This window comes from Psychrobacter sp. ANT_H3 (assembly GCF_027919975.1).
Taxonomy (GTDB): domain Bacteria; phylum Pseudomonadota; class Gammaproteobacteria; order Pseudomonadales; family Moraxellaceae; genus Psychrobacter; species Psychrobacter maritimus.
In genome coordinates this window covers 1-834 of record NZ_JAQISM010000054.1, presented here as the reverse complement: position 1 = coordinate 834, position 834 = coordinate 1, and the positions used below count along the sequence as shown (strand labels likewise).

The window sequence follows — 834 nt, the reverse complement described above, 5'->3', positions numbered from 1 at the left end:
GTAATACCAATAATGTAAACTATACTCAAAAGCATGGAATACTCACCTTAAATCTATCTGATAGTGTAAATAAAGGGGGATTGTAGAGATAAAGCTGGTGTATTACGAATGATAATTTGAATCGTTTTGAAAACATCGAGTATCAATCTATTCTAGTAACAGGAAAACAAAAAAATGCAACGTTATTGTCATTATTTGGTTTCAGTATCAGAGTCGGGCAGGAATGTACGAATAATAAAGCGAGAGGCCTTCCTAAATTTTGTGTAAGTAGTAATGCAAGCTAAATGTCAGTTACACAGAACCTAGGACACCCTCAATAGACGTTATGGTGAATGACGTTGGATAGAAATATTGGGTTTCATTGATTCCCTATACAGACATCGAACTGTAGGTTATAACCCTAATTTTTGAGGAGGTATTTAGATTTCAGATATCTATTTTTGATAAAGTCTTCGATACTCAGCACAGGCAAACGGATATCCATTGCTGCAAGACTTTTGATACCATTCTAGCGCTTTGTTTTTATCCTGCTGTATATTGATACCCTTCTCATAGAATACTGCCAGCCCTGATTGAGCCATTGGAAGATCCTGCAAAGCTGCCTTGCGCGTCCACTCAAAAGCCTTCGTATCACTTTGGGTTGTACCTTTACCTTTAAGGTACATATCTCCAATTTTTGATTGGTATAAGTCAATACCGTCATTGGCTAAGTTTTGATATAACTCAAACGCTTTAGCATCGTTTTGATCTACGCCTTGACCCTTCTCATACATCAATGCCAGCATCCCCTGCATTTCTTTATGTCCATGGTTAGCTGCTTGTTGTAACCAATAA

General features: G+C 37.3%; 1 protein-coding gene. It reads right to left on the bottom strand.

What is annotated here, in order from left to right:
• Positions 1-434: 434 nt before the first annotated feature.
• Positions 435-834 (bottom strand): tetratricopeptide repeat protein (locus tag PG901_RS13575; protein ID WP_271134700.1); only part of this gene is annotated, 400 nt, incomplete at its 5' end.